This window comes from Rohdeia mirabilis (genome assembly GCA_007750655.1).
Lineage (GTDB): Bacteria > Planctomycetota > UBA1135 > UBA1135.
Genome location: CP036290.1, coordinates 49968 through 67691 on the forward strand (window position 1 = coordinate 49968; position 17724 = coordinate 67691).

At 70.4% G+C, this 17724-nt stretch carries 13 protein-coding genes; 9 read left to right on the forward strand and 4 right to left on the reverse strand.

Annotation, left to right across the window (positions count from 1 at the left end):
- Positions 1-205 precede the first annotated feature (205 nt).
- From Pla163_RS00165 to Pla163_RS00185, 5 genes are read left to right on the forward strand one after another with little or no spacing between them, the layout of a single operon-like run.
- Positions 206-742: a hypothetical protein gene (locus Pla163_RS00165; RefSeq protein WP_145181737.1), complete on the forward strand. Its 537-nt coding sequence runs from the start codon at positions 206-208 to the stop codon at positions 740-742.
- 9 nt (positions 743-751) lie between these two features.
- Positions 752-1594: an SDR family NAD(P)-dependent oxidoreductase gene (locus tag Pla163_RS00170; protein ID WP_145181740.1), complete on the forward strand. Its 843-nt coding sequence runs from the start codon at positions 752-754 to the stop codon at positions 1592-1594.
- A gap of 40 nt (positions 1595-1634) precedes the next feature.
- The gene (locus Pla163_RS00175) at positions 1635-2429 is read left to right on the forward strand and encodes an inositol monophosphatase family protein (protein ID WP_145181743.1); all 795 of its coding nucleotides are present in this window, start codon (positions 1635-1637) and stop codon (positions 2427-2429) included.
- A 46-nt stretch (positions 2430-2475) separates the two neighbouring features.
- Positions 2476-3327 carry an MBL fold metallo-hydrolase gene (locus Pla163_RS00180; protein ID WP_145181746.1) on the forward strand — a complete coding sequence of 284 codons (852 nt, stop codon included), beginning with the start codon at positions 2476-2478 and terminating at the stop codon, positions 3325-3327.
- Positions 3328-3367: 40 nt separating this feature from the next.
- A complete protein-coding gene (locus Pla163_RS00185; protein WP_145181749.1) occupies positions 3368-5158 on the forward strand; it encodes an SLC13 family permease in 1791 nt (596 codons plus the stop codon).
- A 6-nt stretch (positions 5159-5164) separates the two neighbouring features.
- Here the strand turns inward: Pla163_RS00185 and Pla163_RS00190 are convergent, their stop codons facing one another.
- On the reverse strand, positions 5165-6613 hold the full coding sequence (locus Pla163_RS00190) for an alginate export family protein (RefSeq protein ID WP_145181752.1): 1449 nt from the start codon (positions 6611-6613) through the stop codon (positions 5165-5167).
- 122 nt (positions 6614-6735) lie between these two features.
- On the opposite strand from Pla163_RS00190, the gene Pla163_RS00195 reads away from it, so the two are divergent.
- Positions 6736-7647, forward strand: a complete 912-nt coding sequence (locus tag Pla163_RS00195; RefSeq protein ID WP_145181755.1) for a sugar phosphate isomerase/epimerase family protein — start codon at positions 6736-6738, stop codon at positions 7645-7647.
- A 301-nt stretch (positions 7648-7948) separates the two neighbouring features.
- Here Pla163_RS00195 and Pla163_RS00200 read toward each other — a convergent pair whose 3' ends face one another.
- Complete coding sequence (locus Pla163_RS00200) at positions 7949-10231, reverse strand: hypothetical protein (RefSeq protein WP_145181758.1); 2283 nt, start codon at positions 10229-10231, stop codon at positions 7949-7951.
- 583 nt (positions 10232-10814) lie between these two features.
- On the opposite strand from Pla163_RS00200, the gene Pla163_RS00205 reads away from it, so the two are divergent.
- Complete coding sequence (locus Pla163_RS00205; protein WP_145181761.1) at positions 10815-11171, forward strand: hypothetical protein; 357 nt, start codon at positions 10815-10817, stop codon at positions 11169-11171.
- Positions 11172-11452: 281 nt separating this feature from the next.
- Here the strand turns inward: Pla163_RS00205 and Pla163_RS00210 are convergent, their stop codons facing one another.
- Both Pla163_RS00210 and Pla163_RS00215 read right to left on the reverse strand, forming a co-directional pair.
- Positions 11453-13255 (reverse strand): OPT/YSL family transporter, encoded by a 1803-nt coding sequence (locus Pla163_RS00210; protein WP_145181764.1) that lies wholly within the window; start codon positions 13253-13255, stop codon positions 11453-11455.
- Between the two features lie 437 nt (positions 13256-13692).
- Entirely contained in the window at positions 13693-14910 is a 1218-nt protein-coding gene (locus Pla163_RS00215; RefSeq protein ID WP_145181767.1) for a LeuA family protein, read from the reverse strand.
- Between the two features lie 134 nt (positions 14911-15044).
- Here Pla163_RS00215 and Pla163_RS00220 point away from each other — a divergent pair, with 134 nt between their 5' ends.
- Both Pla163_RS00220 and lepB read left to right on the forward strand, forming a co-directional pair.
- Positions 15045-16445 carry a magnesium transporter gene (locus tag Pla163_RS00220; protein WP_419186147.1) on the forward strand — a complete coding sequence of 467 codons (1401 nt, stop codon included), beginning with the start codon at positions 15045-15047 and terminating at the stop codon, positions 16443-16445.
- Positions 16442-17650, forward strand: coding sequence for a signal peptidase I (gene lepB, locus Pla163_RS00225; RefSeq protein WP_145181773.1), 1209 nt, complete (start codon positions 16442-16444; stop codon positions 17648-17650). The genes Pla163_RS00220 and lepB overlap by 4 nt, the downstream gene beginning before the upstream one ends.
- Positions 17651-17724: the final 74 nt, after the last annotated feature.

Genomic DNA, 17724 nt, shown 5'->3' on the forward strand with positions numbered 1-17724 from the left:
CGACCGCGGGTTCGACCGCTTCTGGGGCCGATGACCGGGACGTCCGCGGCGCTCGTGGCCGCAACTCCGCTCGCGCCGTCCCGCTCGCCGCTTTCTGCCTCGCGAGGGGTTTCGCCGAGCGCGCTCGACCTCCATCCTGTTCCGCTCGATCCGCGGCCCGACCGGCGCCGCCCCACGGCCGACGCCCCGCCTGCGCCCACTCGACATGCTCCGTACCGCGACCCTTCCGCTCCCCGCCCTGTCCCTGGTCGCTCTGTCGATGTTCGCCGTGTCCTGCGGCGGTCGGAGCAGTGACGGCAATCTCCCCGCAGCGACCCCGGCGCAGGTCGCCAAGGCCGAGGCGGCCGAGAAGGAGCAGGCGGTGCGTGACGACAACCCGTTCGCGGCGGTGCCGGAGTACGAACGCCCCAAGCGCGTGATCATGCCGCGCACCAAGGCCGAACAGCTGCGGCTCGTGGACGACCAGGCCTGGCGCGACGCGGTCGAGAAGGCGCACCAGGCCGAGCTCGTCTTCCAGGGCGAAGCCGGTCGCGCGTTCAACTCGGGCAACCTGACCGAGGAGCTGCGCAACGAGATCAAGCGCGGCAAGGCGCTGCTCAACGAAGCGATCGACGCGACGTGGCAGATCGAGGAAGACCTGAAGGCCGACCCCGCGCGCTCCAGCGTGCTGGCCGCGGTCTCCAAGCTGCGCACCGACTGGCTCGATCGAGTGCGTTCGATCGGCAAGCTCGTGCGCGGCTGAGCGCACGACGTGAACCGCTCCGACGAGGACAGCGCGCGCTCTCGCCCGCCCGGGCCGCGGACGTCCCTGGTCACGGGGGCGTCGTCCGGCATCGGTCGAGCCATCGCGGAGGCACTGGCCCAGCGCGGTGATCGCGTCGCTCTGCTCGCACGCCGCCGCGAACGACTCGAAGAGGTCGCCGCCGCTCTACCGCCCGCGAGCGACGGGTCCGCGCACCTGGTCCTGCCGGCGGACCTCACCGACTCGGGCGCCATCGCCGCCGCGATCGAGACCCTGCGCGCGGAGTTCGGTCGACTCGACCTGCTGGTGAACGACGCGGGAATGGGGTATCGCGCGCTCGTGACGGAACTCGAGCCGGACCTCGTGCGCCGCGTCTTCGCGACGAACGTCGAGGGGCTCCTGCACATGTGCCGCCTCGCGCACCCTCTGCTCGCTGTGAGCGCGAGCCCCGTCGTCGTGAACGTGGCGTCCGTCGTCGGTCGCCGCGGCATTCCGGGCCAATCCGTGTACGCGGCCAGCAAGGCGGCCGTCTGTTCGATCGGCGAAGCGCTGCGGCTCGAGTGGGCCGCCGACGGCATCCGCGTCTGCACGCTCAACCCCGCGTTGACGACGACCGGTTTCTTCGACGCCCAGCCCAATCCGGCCGGGCTGCCCGACCCCGACCTCAGCGGGTCGGCCACCCCCGAGTCCGTCGCGCTCGAGGTGCTGGCCCTCGACGAACGCCCGCGCCCGGAGCGTTCGTTGCGCTGGAAGTGGTGGCTGCTGGGCGCGTTGACTCCGATCTTCCCGCACCTGTCCGATCGCCTCACGGTCAAGCGCCTCGGCGGCGGTTGGCGCGTGCCGCGCTGGTAGCGTGGTGGCGCGCGACGTGCACCGCGGCGCGCTCCCGACCATGACACGCGATCTCGAACGAGCGCTCGACGTCGCCCTCGAGCTGGCCGATGCGGCGCGCGCCACCGTGCTTGCCCACCTGGCGGACGGCTTCAGCGTCGAGCGCAAGGCCGACGGCAGCCCGGTCACCGACGTCGACCGCGCGACCGAGCGCGTGCTGCGTGACCTCGTCGCGCGCCGCTGTCCGGGCGACGGCGTGCTCGGCGAGGAGTTCGCCGACGAACTCGGTGGCGCCGACGCGGCGCTGGCGCACGAGTGGACCTGGGTCTTCGACCCGATCGACGGCACGCGTGCGCTCGCGGCCGGCATCCCCACCTTCACGACGCTGATCGGTCTCCTGCACGGCGGACGCCCCGTGCTCGGCGTCATCGACCAGGCGGTCTGCGCCCAGCGTTGGTGGGCGGCCGCCGGCGTCCCGACGCGACGCAACGGCGAGCCCGTGCGCGCCCGGACGAGCACGAGTCTCGCCGGTTCCATCCTGGGCTCGACGGGACCGCAGTTCCTCCCGGACGATCGGCGCGCGCGCTTCGACCGGCTCGTCGCCGAGGTGCGCGACGTCCAGTGGGGCGGGGACGCCTATCTGTACGCGGCGCTCGCGAGCGGCGGCCTCGACCTGGTCGTCGAAGCCGGCCTCGCCCTGCACGACTTCGCGGCGCTGGTGCCCGTGGTCGAGGGCGCGGGCGGGCGCTGCGTGGACTGGTCGGGTGCGCCGCTGCGCGCTGGGTCCGACGGCGGCGTGGTGGCCTGTGCCGACCCGCGACTCCTCGGGCCGGTGCTCGAGCTGTTGCGAGAGTGACGCGGCCTCGCTTCACCGGCTCCGCGCCGTGAGGCACACTCGGGTCATGCAGATCCAGCACTTCTTCGACCCGCGCACCTGGACCCTGACCTACCTCGTCAGCGACGAGGTGTCGCGCTCGGCGATCCTGATCGACTCCGTGCACGACTTCGACGCGCGGGCCGTCCGCTTCTCCGACGAGTCGGCCCAGGCCGTCGCGAAAGTGATCGACGAACAGGGCCTCGAGCTCACGCACGTGCTCGACACCCACGTGCACGCCGACCACTGCACGGCGATGCCGTTCTTCAAGGAGCGCTACGGCGCGCGCACCGTGATCTCCGCCAACGTGCGCGTGGTGCAGGAGACCTTCGCGAAGTACTTCGACGACGACGAACTGGTGCTCGACGGCAGTCAGTTCGACCAACTCGTCGAGGACGGCGAGACGTTCACCGCGGGCGCGTTCGAGATCGAGGCGATCCCGACGCACGGCCACACGCCGGCGAGCCTCTCGTTCCGCATCGGCGACGCCGTGTTCTGCGGCGACGTGCTCTTCCAGCCGGACTCGGGCACGGCGCGCTGCGACTTCCCGGGCGGCTCGGCCAAGGAGGAGTGGGATGGGATCCAGCGGCTCTACGCCCTGCCCGGTTCGACGCTGATCCACACCGGACACGACTACCAGCCGGGCGGACGCGAGCTCCAGTTCCGTGCGACCGTCGACGAGCACCGCAAAGGCAACGTGCACTGCGACGCGAACACCACGAAGGAGCAGTTCGTCGCGCGCCGGGCCGAACTCGACGCCGGCAAGCCGCTGCCCGCGCTGATCTACCAGGGCCTGCAGGTCAATATGCGCGCGGGGCACCTGCCGCCAGCGTCGAAGAACGGCATCGTGTACCTGAAGATGCCCGTCGCGCTGCTGTAGCCGCGCCGTTCCTACGCACTCCCTCGAGGACGACCGCGCCGTGACCATCGAGATCGCCCTCGTTCTGGCAGTGTTGGTGCTCGCCGTCGTTCTGTTCGCCACGGAGGCGGCGCGCGTCGACGTCATCGCGCTCGCGATCCTGTTGGTGTTGGCGTGGTTCGGACTGGTGACGTCGAAGGAGGCGTTCAGCGGCTTCTCGAGTCGCGCGGTGATCTCGATGGGCGCCGTGATGATCATGGGGGCCGGCGTCGATCGTTCCGGTCTGACGCGCGGACTCACCCGACCGGTCCTGGCCTGGGCTGGGTCGAGTCCGTCGCGCCTGTTGGCGGCGATCATGGGCGCCGTCGGGGTTCTCTCGGCGTTCATGCAGAACATCGGCGCAGCGGCGTTGTTCCTGCCCGCCGTGACGCGCATCGCTCGAGCCGGCAACATCGGCGTCGGTCGCCTGCTCATGCCGATGGGCTTCGCCGCGATCCTGGGCGGCACGGTCAGCATGATCGGCAGTGGCCCGCTGATCCTGCTCGGTGACCTGCTTCAGCAACAGGGCCTCGAGCCCTTCGGACTGTTCGCCGTGACGCCCTACGGCCTCGGTCTCCTGGTCGGCGGAATCGCATTGTTCGCTCTGTTCGGGCGCTTCCTGTTGCCGACGCGCGAGGCCCAGGACTCGGCGTCGGCGACCCAGGTTCGACTGGCCGAGACCTGGCGTCGCGCGAATGCGGTGCACGAGGTCGTGGTTCCCGCGAGCAGCGCACTGGTCGGCCGTGCGCGTGACGAAGTGGACCTCATCGACCGCTACGACCTGCACCTGATCGCACTCGCCGAGGGCGGCGACGTGCGGCCTGCGCCGTGGCGGCACACGCGCTTCGCCGCCGGTCAGACGTTGGCGCTGCTGGGTTCCGACGAGAACATCGCACGCGCGGCTGCCGCATACGGATTCGAAGTGCGCACGACGGCGCAGGTCTTCGGCGAGCTCCAGAGCACCGACGGCGCCGGCTTCGCCGAGGTTCTCGTGAGTCCGCGCGCGAGCGTCGTCGGCAAGCCGATCCGCGAGTTCGCGCTGCGGCGCACGTACGAGGTCGAGCCGGTCGTTCTCCTGTCGGGTGGCGAGGCACGTTCGACCGACTTCTCCGACCAGCCGCTGCGCGCGGGCGACATCCTGCTCGTGCACGGGCTGTGGAGCAAGATCGCCCAACTGGGCGCGTCCGACGACTTCACCGTCGTGACCGAGGTCCAGTACGACGAGGTGGACGAGCGGCGGCGCTGGCCCGCGGGCTTGTGCTTCGCCGGTGCGATCGCACTCGCCATCGCGGGCGCTCCGTTGGCCCAGGCGCTCGCGACGGGCGCGTTCGCGATGGTGTTGCTGAGGGTCCTTTCGATCGAGCAGGCCTATCGCGCCATCGACTGGCGCACGATGGTGCTGATCGGCGGACTGATTCCGCTTGGCGTCGCGATGGAGAACTCGGGTGCGGCGACGTGGCTGGCCGAGAACGTCGTCGGTCTGGTCGCTGGGACCCACCCGTTGTTCGTGATGGGCGCGATCGCGGCACTGGCAACCATCTTCACGCTCTTCATGTCGAACGTGGCGGCGACGGTCGTGCTGGTTCCACTCGTGATCGGCATGGCCGAGCCACTTGGCCTCGATCCACGCACGCTGGCGCTGCTCGTCGGAGTCTGCGCGTCGAACTCGTTCCTCCTGCCGACGCACCAGGTCAACGCGCTCTTGATGGGGCCGGGCGGCTACCGCAACAAGGACTACCTGCGCGCGGGCGGGCTGATGACGGTGTTCTTCGGCGCGGGACTCGTGCTCGCGCTCTACACCTTCGCGCCCTAGGCGGACCTAGAACCTGAAGCTGCCGCTCAGGTACGCGAAGAGTTGGTCGTCGTCGCGCGCGACGGCCGCCACGTCGCCGTCGGTCATGAAGAACGACACGCCCGCTTCGACCGTCCAGTGCGGCGCGAAGCTGACGGTCGCGAACAGGTCGATCTCGTCGCCGACCTTGCGACCGCCGTCGTAGGCGGGCAGGAGCGGCGCACCGAGCGCGTCGTACAGACCGTCGGCCTTGTCGGCGCGCAGGAAGCGGTGCAGAGCCAGGCCGAGGGCGAACCGCTCGTCGATCGTGACGTCGGCACCGAACCGCAGGTCGATCAGGTTCTGGCCACCGAGAACGTCGGCGCGTCCGTGGTTCAGGTGGGTGTCCGGGTAGAGCTGGTCGAACGTGCCGACCCGCCCGTCACCCGCGGCGTCGTCGCCGCTGGCGTAGGACAGCCCGGTGTAGAAGCGAGTGCCGCCGAACAGGTCCGAGTGTCCTTCGAGCTCGAGCTCGTACATGAACGCGCGGATGTCGGCCATACCCAACGTTCCGAACTGGAACGCGCCTTCCGCACTGGCCGTCGTGCCGAAGAAGAACGGGATCGAAGCGCCGAGGCCGACCGTCGCGCGCCGTTCCTCGCCGCTCTCGCCGGCCGCGCTCGAAAGGTCCGCGTGCGAGCCGAAGCCGAAGGTGTGCAGGCGGACCACGTCGTCGTACCACTCGCCGTACGCGCCGAAGAACGAGTTCGCGTCGTCGGTGTCGTCGAAGCCGTTCGGATCGCGCTCGACCTCGTCGAAGAAGAAGGCCGTGCCGCGGAAGCCGGGTGATTCGAGCAACACGCGCAGTCCGTCGAAGGCGCGCGGAGCGTTCTGCCAGTCGTCGGCGCCGACCAGGCCGCCGTCGCCGAGAGCGATCTGCTGGCGACCGACGCGCATCGCGCCGAAGAGGTCCTCGGCCACGCGCGAGCGGCTCTCGATGAACAGGTTCAGGAAGTCCGGGTCGTCGGCGTCGACCGCGCGTTCGACGGTTTGCGAGTCGCGTCCACCCGTGTCGGCGAACAGGCCCTCGGCGAAGAGGCGGAAGCCCTCGATCAGTTGGAGGTCCGTGTGCAGGCGCGCACGACCCAGGTAGGCGTCCTCGTTCACGATGCCGGTCGGCGTCGCTCCGAAGGCCTCGTCCTTGCGACCCTCGCCGCGCACTCGCAGCTCGCCGCCGACCGAGAGCCAGCGCGAGCGCTCGACCGTCAGCGGCGCGTACTTCCACGAGAGCCAGCGATCCGGGGCGATCCGCGACTCGAACGGAGCCAGCACCGTCCAGTCCTCCTCGAAACGCAGGTCCAAGAAGGGCTGGATCGGGAGCGGGGTCTCCTGCGCGCGCGCCAGACCTGAGAACGCTGTGGGGAACGCGGCGGCGAGCAGGAGGGCGGTCCCCAGCGCGCGCGCGCGGGACGACGCCGGTCGACGGGTGGCAGCCATGGGGGGATGGTCGGTCGTGCGCGGCCCGAGGCCACAGGTCCGCCTTCGCGAACCGGCGCCCGGACCCAGGGTTGCGACCGCGAGACCGTCGCTCCGGGGCCGCGGCGCGTAGGATCGGGGCCGTGCTGCTCGGCTACAACACGAACGGACTCGCCCACCACCGCCTCGACGACGCGCTCGCCCTCTTGGCCGACCTGGGCTACGGCGGTGTCGCGTTGACCCTCGACGTCGGGCACATCGACCCGCTGCGGGCGACCGCGGCCGAGGTCCAGGCCGTGGCGCGGCGCTGCGACGCGTTGGGGCTCGCGCGTGCGGTCGAAACGGGCGCGCGCTTCGTGCTGGACCCGCGGAACAAGCACTTCCCGACGCTGATGGAGGCGTCGGCCGTGGATCGCGCGAAGCGGGTCGACTTCCTGGTGCGCTGCGCGGCGATCGCGACCGACCTGGGTGCCGAGGTCGTGTCGATCTGGGCGGGTGCGGCGCCGGCCGGGGTCGTGGGGGACGGCGTGGGTGGGGATGGTGTGGGTGGAATCGGTGCGGGCGGGGGTGGTGCGAAAGGCGGGGCGGACGACGGCCTGTGGCAGCGCCTCGTCGACGGCGTCGAGGCCCTGCTCGCGCGCACGGCGCAACTGCCGGTGCGGATCTGCTTCGAGCCCGAGCCGGGCATGTTCGTCGAGCGCCCGGCGGGGTATCTCGAACTCGTGCGGCGACTGGGCGAGCGCGGCGTCGGAGCGGACAGGCTGCCGCTGACGCTCGACGTCGGACACCTGCTGTGTACCGGCGACCTGCCCGTGCCCGAGCGCATCGTCGAGCTCGCGCCGCACCTTCGCCACGTCCACCTCGACGACATCGCGAACGGCGTCCACGAACACCGACCGTTCGGCGAGGGCGACCTGGACCTGGCCGGGACGTTGGCGGCGCTCGAGCGTGTGGGCTTCGGGGGGATGGCCGCGGTCGAACTCTCGCGCGACAGCCACCGCGGTGCGGCCATGGCCGAGGAAGCGCTGCGCCGGATCGACGCCGCGCGCGCGTGATCGAGATCGCCGGCCGTACGGTGTCGGCCGTACGGTGTCGCACACCACTGGGGCCGTACGGTGTCGCACACCACTGGGGCCGTACGGTGTCGCACACCACTGGGGTGGTCGACCAGGCAAGAGTACCGGAGCAATCTCGAGCCGCAGCCATGCGGGGTCTGACCCCACTTCGTCGCCCCACCAACAGAAGGTGCCGCACGAGCCCGGCGACGTCCTGCTGCCTACAGGTACCCTCGCTCCTGGATTGGTGCGGCACTTCCTTCTGGTCGACCACCCCAGTGGTGTGCGACACCGTACAGGGTCACCGCGCGAGCTCGACCACCGAGCCGCCCGGGCCGGTGCGGAACGTGCGGCTCGAGTCCTTCACGCGGTACTCGGTGTTCGGGAGCAGGTTGCTGACCGTGATGGTCGACCCGCCCGCGTCGTCGTCCGTCGCGAAGCCGTACCAGTAGTCGGCGGCCGACGGGCCGAGGTCGGTCGGATAGACCTGCACCCATTTGGTTGGTGGAGCCCCTTCGTCCGCGAAGGCCTCGGGCGGACCGACGACCTCCGCTCCCGGCGCGAGTTGGAGGACGACTTCGGGGGTGTCGCCCGCTGCGCAGGTGACGGTCGCGCTCGCGACCTGTCCAAAGTCCAGTTCGCGCGCGGAGAGGCTGTCCTGGTCGATCGAGCCGCTCGCGCAGAACACGTAGACCGTCCACGTTCCAGCTGTGAGGCGAGCGACACCCTTGGCCTCCCACGGCACGCCCGCGGCCAGGTCCTCGGGCGCGGCGTCCTCGAGGTCGGCGACCAGGCACTCGCCCGAGTCGTGGTTCCGGACGAAGCCCCACAGACGCTGTTCGACGGTCGAAGGAGGCACCGAGACGTGCGCCGTGATCGCGACTCGAGTCGCCGTCGTCAGGTGCAGCTCGAGCCGTCGCGTCTCCGTACCGACCGCGTCGAAGAGGGGCTCGTACGTCCAGACCGGGTCGAGGAAGAGTGGAGCGACTTCCGTCGGCAGCTCCGTCTGGAGCACGAGGAGTCCGAATCGAGTGCCCGTGAGTCCGGAGAGGGTCACGGGTTCCAATCCATCGCTCTCGCCCTCGGCGACCGACGAGGTGGGGCTGTCGAACGCGAGCGAGGCCGATTGGTAGAAGGGGCTCGAGAGCCGGTCGGACTCTTCTAGTTCGGAAAAGACCTGCGGATCCATCGCTTCGAGCGAGGTGATGAACGCTGGGTCGCTGCACAGCACGTAGCGAAACTGCGCCCCGTCGAGCGCCCCGTCCAGGCGCGTCCGGTCGATCTCGCCGTCCACGACGACCACGGGCTCGAGCACGATCGTGGTGCCCGCATCCGGCGCGATCAGACCGAGATCGATCTGCTCGCCGGCGACGATCGTGAAGTTCCGCGTGGCTCGCTGTGCCACTCCGGCCGCGTCCTTCCAGGTCGCGAGAAGTTGGTGCTCGCCGGGCAGCACGGCTTCGAACGCGAAGGCACCGGACTCGTTCGCGGTGCTCCAGTCGTTCGGGTCCCACTCATCCACATCGAGCCACGGCCCGGTCGCGATCTCGCCCTCGGTGAACGGCGTCGGCAACTGGCCGACCACCGACCCGTGGCCGAGGTAGCGGACTTCGATCGCGATCGAGCCCTCCCGCGGCAGCTGGACCCGCGCTCCGCCGAGTCGTGTCCAAACGGTGCCGTCGGGCGCGGTGAATTCGACGTAGTTCTCGCCGCGCGGGCCGATCAGGACCGAACCCAGCGCGGGTAGGTCGACGATCGCGTGGGGGAAGGACGCGACCACTTCGGCTGGCCGGCTGGCGGCAAGCATGCCTTCGGCGCCACTGCCCAGGCCGAGCAGGCCGAGTCGGGAACAGATCGCGTAGACCTGGCTCGCTTCGACCTCTCGGGCGCCGTTCGGCGTCGTCGCGTCGATCGCGGTGGCGAGGCGGGTGGCCGCGTCGCGCAGAGCCACGACCTCGCCGTGACCCAGCGTCTCGTCGATCCCTTGCACCTCGAGCCGCATCGCGAACGGTGGCTGGGCCGGGTGCTGCGCGAGTTCGAGCCGCACCGAGACGGTCGGGTGCAACTGCACGTCGATCGGACCGCCCACCGTGTTCGTCACGGGCCGGAGATCGAACGGTCGCGGCGCGTGGTGCGGGCCGTCGAGCACGGTGAGGGTCACGTCGCGCCTGCGCCGCGGATCGAGCGCGTCGTCCGGACGCTGGACCACGAGTTCACCTCCGCGCATCACGAGCAGAACCTGCCAGTCCGCGATCGGCGCGAGCGTCAACGCGTCGATCGGCCGCAGCAGGTCGCTCCAGCGGGTCCCGTCGCTCGTCGCGGACACTGCGGAATCGCTCGCCCCGTCGACCGCGCGTCGCTCGCTCGGGGCGATGCCGTCCACCGTCGCGTCGTTCCGCGCCGCCGCGCCGTCGTCCGCGAGTGCTGGCTCGCCCGACGCTCCGCCCGCTTCGGCCACCGAACCTCCCGAGCCCCCGAGCGCGCGCGGATCGGCCGCCTCGTTCGGACCGAACGCCAGGAAGAGGGCTCCGGCGAGGACCAGAAGCACCGTCAGGAGGCCAAGGACGCGTCGTTCGATTGCCATGCAGGTCGTGCCGGGCGGTGCCGTGCCGAAGGGGATCGCGCGCCACCCCACCACTTTGGCTGTGCGCGTGCCGACCCGAGTCTAGCTCGACCCCCGAACCCCGACCGTACGGTGTCGCACACCACTGAGGTGGTCGACCACGAAGAAGTACCGGAGCAAGTGCGAGTAGCGCTCGCGCCGACGAACCCATCGGTGCCTTGGACGGCAGGTGGGCGACGAGGGTCGATGCGGCGCGCGGGGCCGCGATCGGCCCGCGGCGGGATGCTCGGCGTCAGCGAGGCGATTGCCCATGACGCTGGACCTCGAGCGGTCGGGCCGTGACCTCCAAGAGCCGGAGCAATCAACGTGACCGGACCGACCAGGAGAAGGGAGGGCTGGAGGAAGGGGGCCTAGCGAGCCGGTCTCGTCCCAGCCGCTCGTCGCTGGAGCCGAGATTGCTCCGGTACTTCCTCGTGGTCGACCACCCCTGTGGTGTGCGACACCGTACGCGCGCCCCTGTGGTGTGCGACACCGTACGCGTACGCGGTACGCGAGGAAGTCGACCCGGAGCTGGGCGTCGAACGAGGGCGTCACGCGTCGTCTGATGGTCTACGTCTTCCTCTTCCTCGTCGGTTCACTGAGCGCGTTCGTGAGCGGGCTGCTGAGCTTGGCCGATCCGAGAGGGCCGCGCTGGCACGACGGGGACCAGGGGGTCGCGCTGCTCCCCGACTTGATCGTCGTTCCGGCCTTCTGGTGTGCCGTTGGGTGGTCGCTCGAGACCTATGGCACCGACGGTGGAGCGGTGGCGACGCTCGTGTTCCTGATGGCCTGGAACGGGGCGAAGCTGGCCCTACTGCGCCGACGGAGAGCTCGGCGGATCGCTGCCAGCCAGAGGGAATCACCCGCGCGCGACGAGTCGTCGGCGGGCTCTCGATTCACGAAGAAAGAGCCGCCCGCCTGATCGGCGAGCGGCCCCAGGATCCGTTCTCTTCGGTGCCGCGCGGGCGGCGGCGACGTCCACCCACGTCGCGCGAACGAGTGTTCGCCGAGGCCCCGCTGCGCGCCCGGCGGCCAGATCGTCCTGCGGCGCGCGGCACCCCCCTTGGCCCGAACACACCGCCCGCTTCCGACGATGCACACGGATGCCGTCCTCGGTGCCCGGTGGCAGCGTCATCGCTCCCACTCGGGCCATGGGACGTACCCGCCCAAACCGCCGCGGTCTCGCGTCTCGCAGGGACCGACTCAATGCCCCGCCAGGTGCCACGGGTACCACTCGAGCCAGCCGAACACGATGTTGGCCAGCACGAGCAGGATCGACAGCACGGCGCCCGCCGCGAAGATCGACGCGCCGATGATCATGGTGTCGTCACCCGCGTTGCGCTGCGCGACCTCCTTCTCGGGACCGCTGCGACCCGCGCCCGCGCGCAACAGCACGACCCACTTGATCAGGCCTCCGATGAAGATCGCCATCGCGGCGTCGAGACCGAGCAGCATGCCGATGCCCAGTCCGAACAAGGACGGCATCCACGCCGCGGTGCGCGGCCAGACGGTCAGGAACGCGTAGCCGACGCCGACGAGGCTCACGACTCCGATGCCCCAACCGAGCTCGGGCGTGAACGTCACCTCCCCAGCCATCGCGTTCGCCATGCTGGCCCAGACCTGCGCGCCGGGAGCCTGCAGTGCCGTGCCCTCGCCGATCCCGAACTCGCCGACCAGCATGTTGAGCACCGGTACGCTGACGATCGCTCCGACGACGACGCCCACGAACTGCACCGTGGTCTGGTGCGACGAGTCCTGGTCGAGCAAGTGCCCCGTCCGGTAGTCCTGCATCATGTCGACCGCGACGGACGCGATCGTCGCACCGACGACGGCCATGCCGAGCAGAACCGTCGCATCGCGCGCCACGAGCCAGAAGAACGCGGACAGCAGCACGATCGCAACCAGACGCACCGGGTTGATGTCGGTGTCGCCCGTCACGCGGCCGTTCACGATCGCGAGCGGGATCGCCACGGCGACGGTCAGCACGGTCGCGAACCACGGCAGCCCGAAGATCACGTTGCCGGCGAAGCTGGCCACCCCGACCCCGAGGACGAGCAGCAGGACGTGCATCGTGCGCTGGGCCGTGGGAGCGACGTAGGTGGTCCGGCCCGGCGTGAACCCCGGCGGCGTGTAGGCCGGTGTCTTGAACAGGTACGCGAATGCGATGGCCGCGAAGGTCGGAAGGGTCAGGACCGCGATCGCCGTCCACTTCACCCACTCGCCCGCCGGACCCCAGGGGTGGACCGCTCCGCCCTCGAGCGTCAACGCCGGAACGATGACGACGCCCGGCAGCAGCGCACCGATGACCATGCCGAGGCCGATCCGCGGACCGACCACCATGCCGATGCCGTAGAAGAGCGGGTCGGTGGCGATCGGCAGCGTGTCGAGGCGCGCGAGTCCGAGCTTGATCTTCAGCGTCCCGATCAGCGCGGCGCTCGATTCGCCGAACGCGATCTTGGTCGGGAACGTCAGCGCGGCGGCGACGAGGCTCCAGATCTTGAGCAGGCGCACGGGGCGATTGACCTCGCCCGGTGCGAGCTCGCTCGCCACGGCGCGCTGGATCACCGCGCAGGCCGTCCCCGACGGGAAGAAGTAGCGCACCATCTGCTTGCGCACGGTGGTGCCGACGAGCGCGCCGAGGATGCCGGTCGACGCGAAGAGGGCGGCGAGCGCGTACGGGTTCGGATCCCAGTCCGGCCGCACGATGTGGATGGCGGCGTAGCTCGCGACCGCGAACCCGACGCCGCCGCCGGCGCTGACCATCGTCTGTCCGAGATTGAGCTGGTAGATCGTCGGGTTGCGACGCAGCGCCGACAGCACAGCGACCGACGCGAGCACCGCCACGATCGAACCCGTGTCGCCCCAGCCGATGAGCAGCGTCGTGTAGATGTTCGCGGCCGCGATGACCGCGGCCAGGATCCCGAACACGATCCACTCGATCGGTCCGAGCCGCGGAAAGAGCGTGGACGGACGGGAGGAGGATGAAGCGGGCGCGCGGTCGTCCATGGGGGGCGGGGGGCGATGGGGGGTGGGCGCGACGCCGTGTCGCGCACCGGGCGGCTGGTCTGCCGACACAACCTACCGGAGACGCCCACCCGTACGGTGTCGCACACCACCGCGGTGGTCGACCACGAAGAAGTACCGGAGCAAGTGTGAGCAGCGCTCGCGCCGACGAGCCCCTTGGTCCCTTGGCGGGCAGACGGGCGAATGGGGCCGATGCGGCGCGACTGGCCAGCGGCGGAGTGCTCGGCGTCAGCGAGTTGAGTGCTTCCGGACGCTTCACCTGGAGCATTCGGGCCGTGGACCGAGACGACCCGAGCCACGTGGTGGAGATGGCGCCCTTCAGGCGGAGCTCGTCCCACCCGTTCGACGATGGAGCCGAGATTGCTCCGGTACTTCTTCGTGGTCGACCACCCCAGTGGTGTGCGACACCGTACGGGGGGTCAGGCGCCGGCGGCCTCGACCACTTCGTCGTCCGACATCAGGCGCGGGCTGACCTTGGCCCTCTCGAGCACGCGCGCCACCCGCTCGTCGGTGGCCTCCACGTTGTGGCGCTCGAGCACCCAGCACACGTTCGAGCGCCCGCTCATCGGGCCGACCTTGATCGACTGGCACAGACCGACGAGGTCGGCGGGCACTCCCGAATAGACGCGGTTCGCGAGCCAGGTGTCGTCCTTCTTGAACGCCTTGATCACCGCGGCCGCGTGCACGCCGGTTCCGGTCTCGAACGCGTCCTTGCCGAAGACCGGGTAGTTCTCGGGGAACGGCACGCCGCAGGCCTCGTGCGCCAGCTGGCAGTACTTCGACAGGCTCGTCAGATCGTTGTCGATCAGGCCCGCGAGCTTGAGGTTGATGAGCAGCAGGTCCATCTCGGTGTTGCCGGCGCGCTCGCCGAGTCCGAGAGCTGTCGCGTGCAGCCGCTGCGCTCCCTCGTCCATCGCCGTGATCGTGTTGATCAGCCCGAGCCCCCGATCGCGGTGCCCGTGCCAGTCGATGCGCACGTCCGGGTTCTCCTTCGCGATGATCTCCGTCTTCACGAAACGCATCAGCGCGCGCACGCCCGACGGGGTCGCGTGGCCGCAGGTGTCGCACAGGGTCACGCGCGTCGCGCCGGCCTGGATCGCGGCGCCGTAGATCGCCTTCAGGTGCTCGGGATTCGCGCGCGTCGTGTCCTCGGTCACCATGCTGACCTCGAGGCCGTTCTCGACGGCGAACGTGACCGCCTCGCGCGACAGCTCGACCAGCCGCGCGATGTCCCAGTCCTCCGCGTACATGCGGATCGGGCTCGAACCGATGAACGTGTAGACGACCGGTGCGATGCCCGTGCGCTGGGCCAGGTCGACCGTCGGCCGGATGTCGCCGATGACGGTGCGACAGGCGACGTTCGGGAAGAGCTTCAGCTTGCCGGTCTCGATCACCAGCCGCTCGATGTGGTCGCGCGCGCGGTCGCCGGCGCCCGGGAGTCCGACGTCCGCCGTCGTGATCCCGATCTTGTCCATCAGGTGCAGGAGCTCGAGCTTCTGGTCGAGGTCCGGATCGTTCGCGGAGGGCGATTGCAGCCCGTCGCGCAGTGTCTCGTCGTCGAACTCGATGCCATGGGGCGGCTCGACCTGGGTGTCGTTCCAGTCGTGGATGAGTCCTTCGCGTTCGACTTCGGTCATCTTCTCTGCGGCCGGTGATGGGTGATGCGGTGCCCGCGTCCGCCCTCGTGGTGGAGCGGCGCGGGCCGAGGTGCGCGCGCCCCAGTGTAGAGGGTCGGACCGGCCTCGGGGGCCCGCGGCTATCCTCTGCGCCCATGCAGGACCGCACTCGCCAGGCACCGAAGCTCGCCGACGTCAGGTTGGCCCTGGAAGCCCGCCCGTCGGCGCTCCCGGAGATGCTGGCGGAGGTCCACGCGGCCGACCTGGCGGAGTGGCTCGGAGCGCTCGAGCTGGACGACGCGCGGCGCCTCTTCGACCTGACGGATCTCGCGACCCAGGCCGAGGCGCTGCAGGAGACGTCGGACACCGTGCGCGAGCACCTGGTTCCGAGTCTGCCGGTCGATCGGCTGGTCGCGCTGGCCGAGGTCCTGCCGCCGGACGAGGTGGTCGACATGCTCGCGCTCGTCGACGAACCGCTCGCCGAAGAGGTGCTGCACCAGGTCGACTTCGACGGCACGCGCGGGCTGCGGCGCCTGTTCCAGTACCCGCCCGAGTCGGCCGGCGGGATCATGACGACCGAGTTCGACGCCTTCGACTCGGGCACGCGCGTCGGTGACGCGATCAAGGGGTTGCGGCGCGACGAGATCGCCTCGGCCGGGCTCGGATCGGGCGTGTACGTGGTCGACGAGGTCGGTCGTCCGCTCGGTCACGTCACGGACCGCGAGCTGCTCACGAGCCCGATCCACGCGACGCTCGACGAGTTGATGGAGCCGGACCTCGTGCTCGTCACCGCCGACGAGGACCGCGAGGAAGTGGCGCTGCAGATCGCCAAGTACAACCTCCCGTCGCTGCCCGTCGTCGACCTGCGCGGGCGCCTGATCGGTGTGGTCACCGATGACGATGCGCTCGACGTCCTCGAGGAAGAGGTGCGCGAGGACATCCAGATGCTCGTCGGCGCGTCGGCCCAGGAGCAGACGCGGCTCCCGATCGCGCGCCGCGTCCGCCAGCGTCTGCCGCTGATGGGTCTGACGGTCCTGGGCGGCCTCGCGACGGCGAAGGTGCTCGACCTGTCGATCGCCGCGGCCGGTGGCGACCCGGGCGAGGGCGGCGGCATCCTCGACACGATGCGCTACGTGCCGATCATCCTCGGACTCGCGGGAAACGTCGGTATCCAGTCGTCCACGATTCTGGTGCGCGCGCTCGCGACCGGCGAGGTGCTGCCCGAACGCGAGCGCGCGGTGTTGGGTGCGGAAGTGGCGACCGGCGTCACGATCGGCGTCCTGTGCGGACTGTTGACGGGCGTCGTCGCGCTGTTCCTCGAAGCCGAGGTCGGCCTCGCCTACACCTTCTCTCTCGGCGTCGGACTCGCGATCGCCATCGCCGTCAGTTGGGCGTCGCTGCTCGGTTGTCTCGTCCCGATCCTGTGTCGGCGCGCGGGCATCGACCCGGCGATCGTCGCGGGTCCGTTCCTGATCACACTCTCCGACCTGTCGGCCACCGCGATCTTCATGCTCGTGGCCCAGGCCGTGCGTGGCTTCGCGGGGGCGGTCGGATGACGAGCTGGAAGCGGCGCTTGCGCCTGTTCGCGATCGGGATCGCCGTCGCGCTGGCCGTGGTGTTCGCACTGCGAGCGTTCGTCGGCGGCGTGTACCTCGTGCGCACGCCGTCGATGGAACCCGTGATCGACGGTTCCGGCGGCGGCGAGTGGGTGCTCGTGACCTACGACGACCCGAACGACGTCGAGCGCTTCGACCTGGTCGTCTTCACCGAACCTGGACGCAGTGCTCCGGTGGTCAAACGCGTGATCGGACTGCCCGGCGAGACCGTGCGACTGGTGGGCGGCGACGTCCTGATCGACGGGCGCAGACTCGCGCCGAGCGAGCGTTGGCCGGTGCTGGTACCGATCTTCGACTCGGCGCTCGTCGACGTCGAGTCGTACTTCCACCTGGGTTCGGCGAACGCCTGGGAGCGCGACGGCGAGGATTGGGTACTCGATGCGCTCGACGTGGTGCCCGGTTCGCGCGCCGGCACGCTGTCGTTGCACCGCGACGTCGGAACGGGGTACCTGCGCTCGGACGGCGAGCGCGTGGCCGATGCCCAACAGGCGAACGACGTGGTGGCGACGGCGCGCGTCGAACTGCTCGAGGGGGACGGCCACGTGCTGGTCGAAGTGCTCGAGGAGGGCGACGCGTTCCAGGCGCGGGTGGCGCGGACGGCATCGGGTGACGGTCTGGTGGTCGAACTGTGGCGTCTGCCCGGCACGGTCGGAGCGGCCGGCGAACCGTGGACGACGGCCGTGGTCCCGCTGCCCGCCGCGCCGCTGTTCGAGATCGGTCTGTCGAACGTCGACAACCGCGTCACCGTCTCGATCGACGGCGTCGAGGCCTGCGCGATCACCTACGACGCCAACCGCACCTATCTCGGCCAGACCGAGCCCACGGGGCCCGACGATCCGCGGCGGCGCGGCGGAACCGTGCGGCGCAGCATCGGACCGCGTGCGGTGTTCGGTGGCGTCGGGATCCGCGCGCGCTTCACCTATCTGCGCGTCGAGCGCGATCTGTACTACGCGACGGGCGACATCTACGGCGGGAACGCGGTCGACGCGCCGCTCGAGCTCGGGCCGGACGAGCTGTTCGTGCTGGGCGACAACACGGCGGACTCGGTCGATGGGCGGCGTTTCGGACCGCTGCTGCGTCGCGACGTCGCCGGCCGGGCGCGCGCGGTCGTCTGGCCTCCCCGGCGCATGCGGTCGTTGCGCTGACGGAGCTTCGGTCGTTCGCCCCGAAGTGACACACGAGTCACCGAAGTGGTCCCGGAGCGCTGCTACCCTGGCCG

Bases quoted from the DNA above. Each gene is read 5' to 3' on its own strand.
- Pla163_RS00165 (WP_145181737.1), top strand. From the start codon at position 206: ATGCTCCGTACCGCGACCCTTCCGCTCCCCGCCCTGTCCCTGGTCGCT.
- Pla163_RS00175 (WP_145181743.1), top strand. From the start codon at position 1,635: ATGACACGCGATCTCGAACGAGCGCTCGACGTCGCCCTCGAGCTGGCC.
- Pla163_RS00180 (WP_145181746.1), top strand. From the start codon at position 2,476: ATGCAGATCCAGCACTTCTTCGACCCGCGCACCTGGACCCTGACCTAC.
- Pla163_RS00190 (WP_145181752.1), bottom strand. From the start codon at position 6,613: ATGGCTGCCACCCGTCGACCGGCGTCGTCCCGCGCGCGCGCGCTGGGG.
- Pla163_RS00200 (WP_145181758.1), bottom strand. From the start codon at position 10,231: ATGGCAATCGAACGACGCGTCCTTGGCCTCCTGACGGTGCTTCTGGTC.
- Pla163_RS00205 (WP_145181761.1), top strand. From the start codon at position 10,815: ATGGTCTACGTCTTCCTCTTCCTCGTCGGTTCACTGAGCGCGTTCGTG.
- Pla163_RS00210 (WP_145181764.1), bottom strand. From the start codon at position 13,255: ATGGACGACCGCGCGCCCGCTTCATCCTCCTCCCGTCCGTCCACGCTC.
- Pla163_RS00215 (WP_145181767.1), bottom strand. From the start codon at position 14,910: ATGACCGAAGTCGAACGCGAAGGACTCATCCACGACTGGAACGACACC.
- Pla163_RS00220 (WP_419186147.1), top strand. From the start codon at position 15,045: ATGCAGGACCGCACTCGCCAGGCACCGAAGCTCGCCGACGTCAGGTTG.
- lepB (WP_145181773.1), top strand. From the start codon at position 16,442: ATGACGAGCTGGAAGCGGCGCTTGCGCCTGTTCGCGATCGGGATCGCC.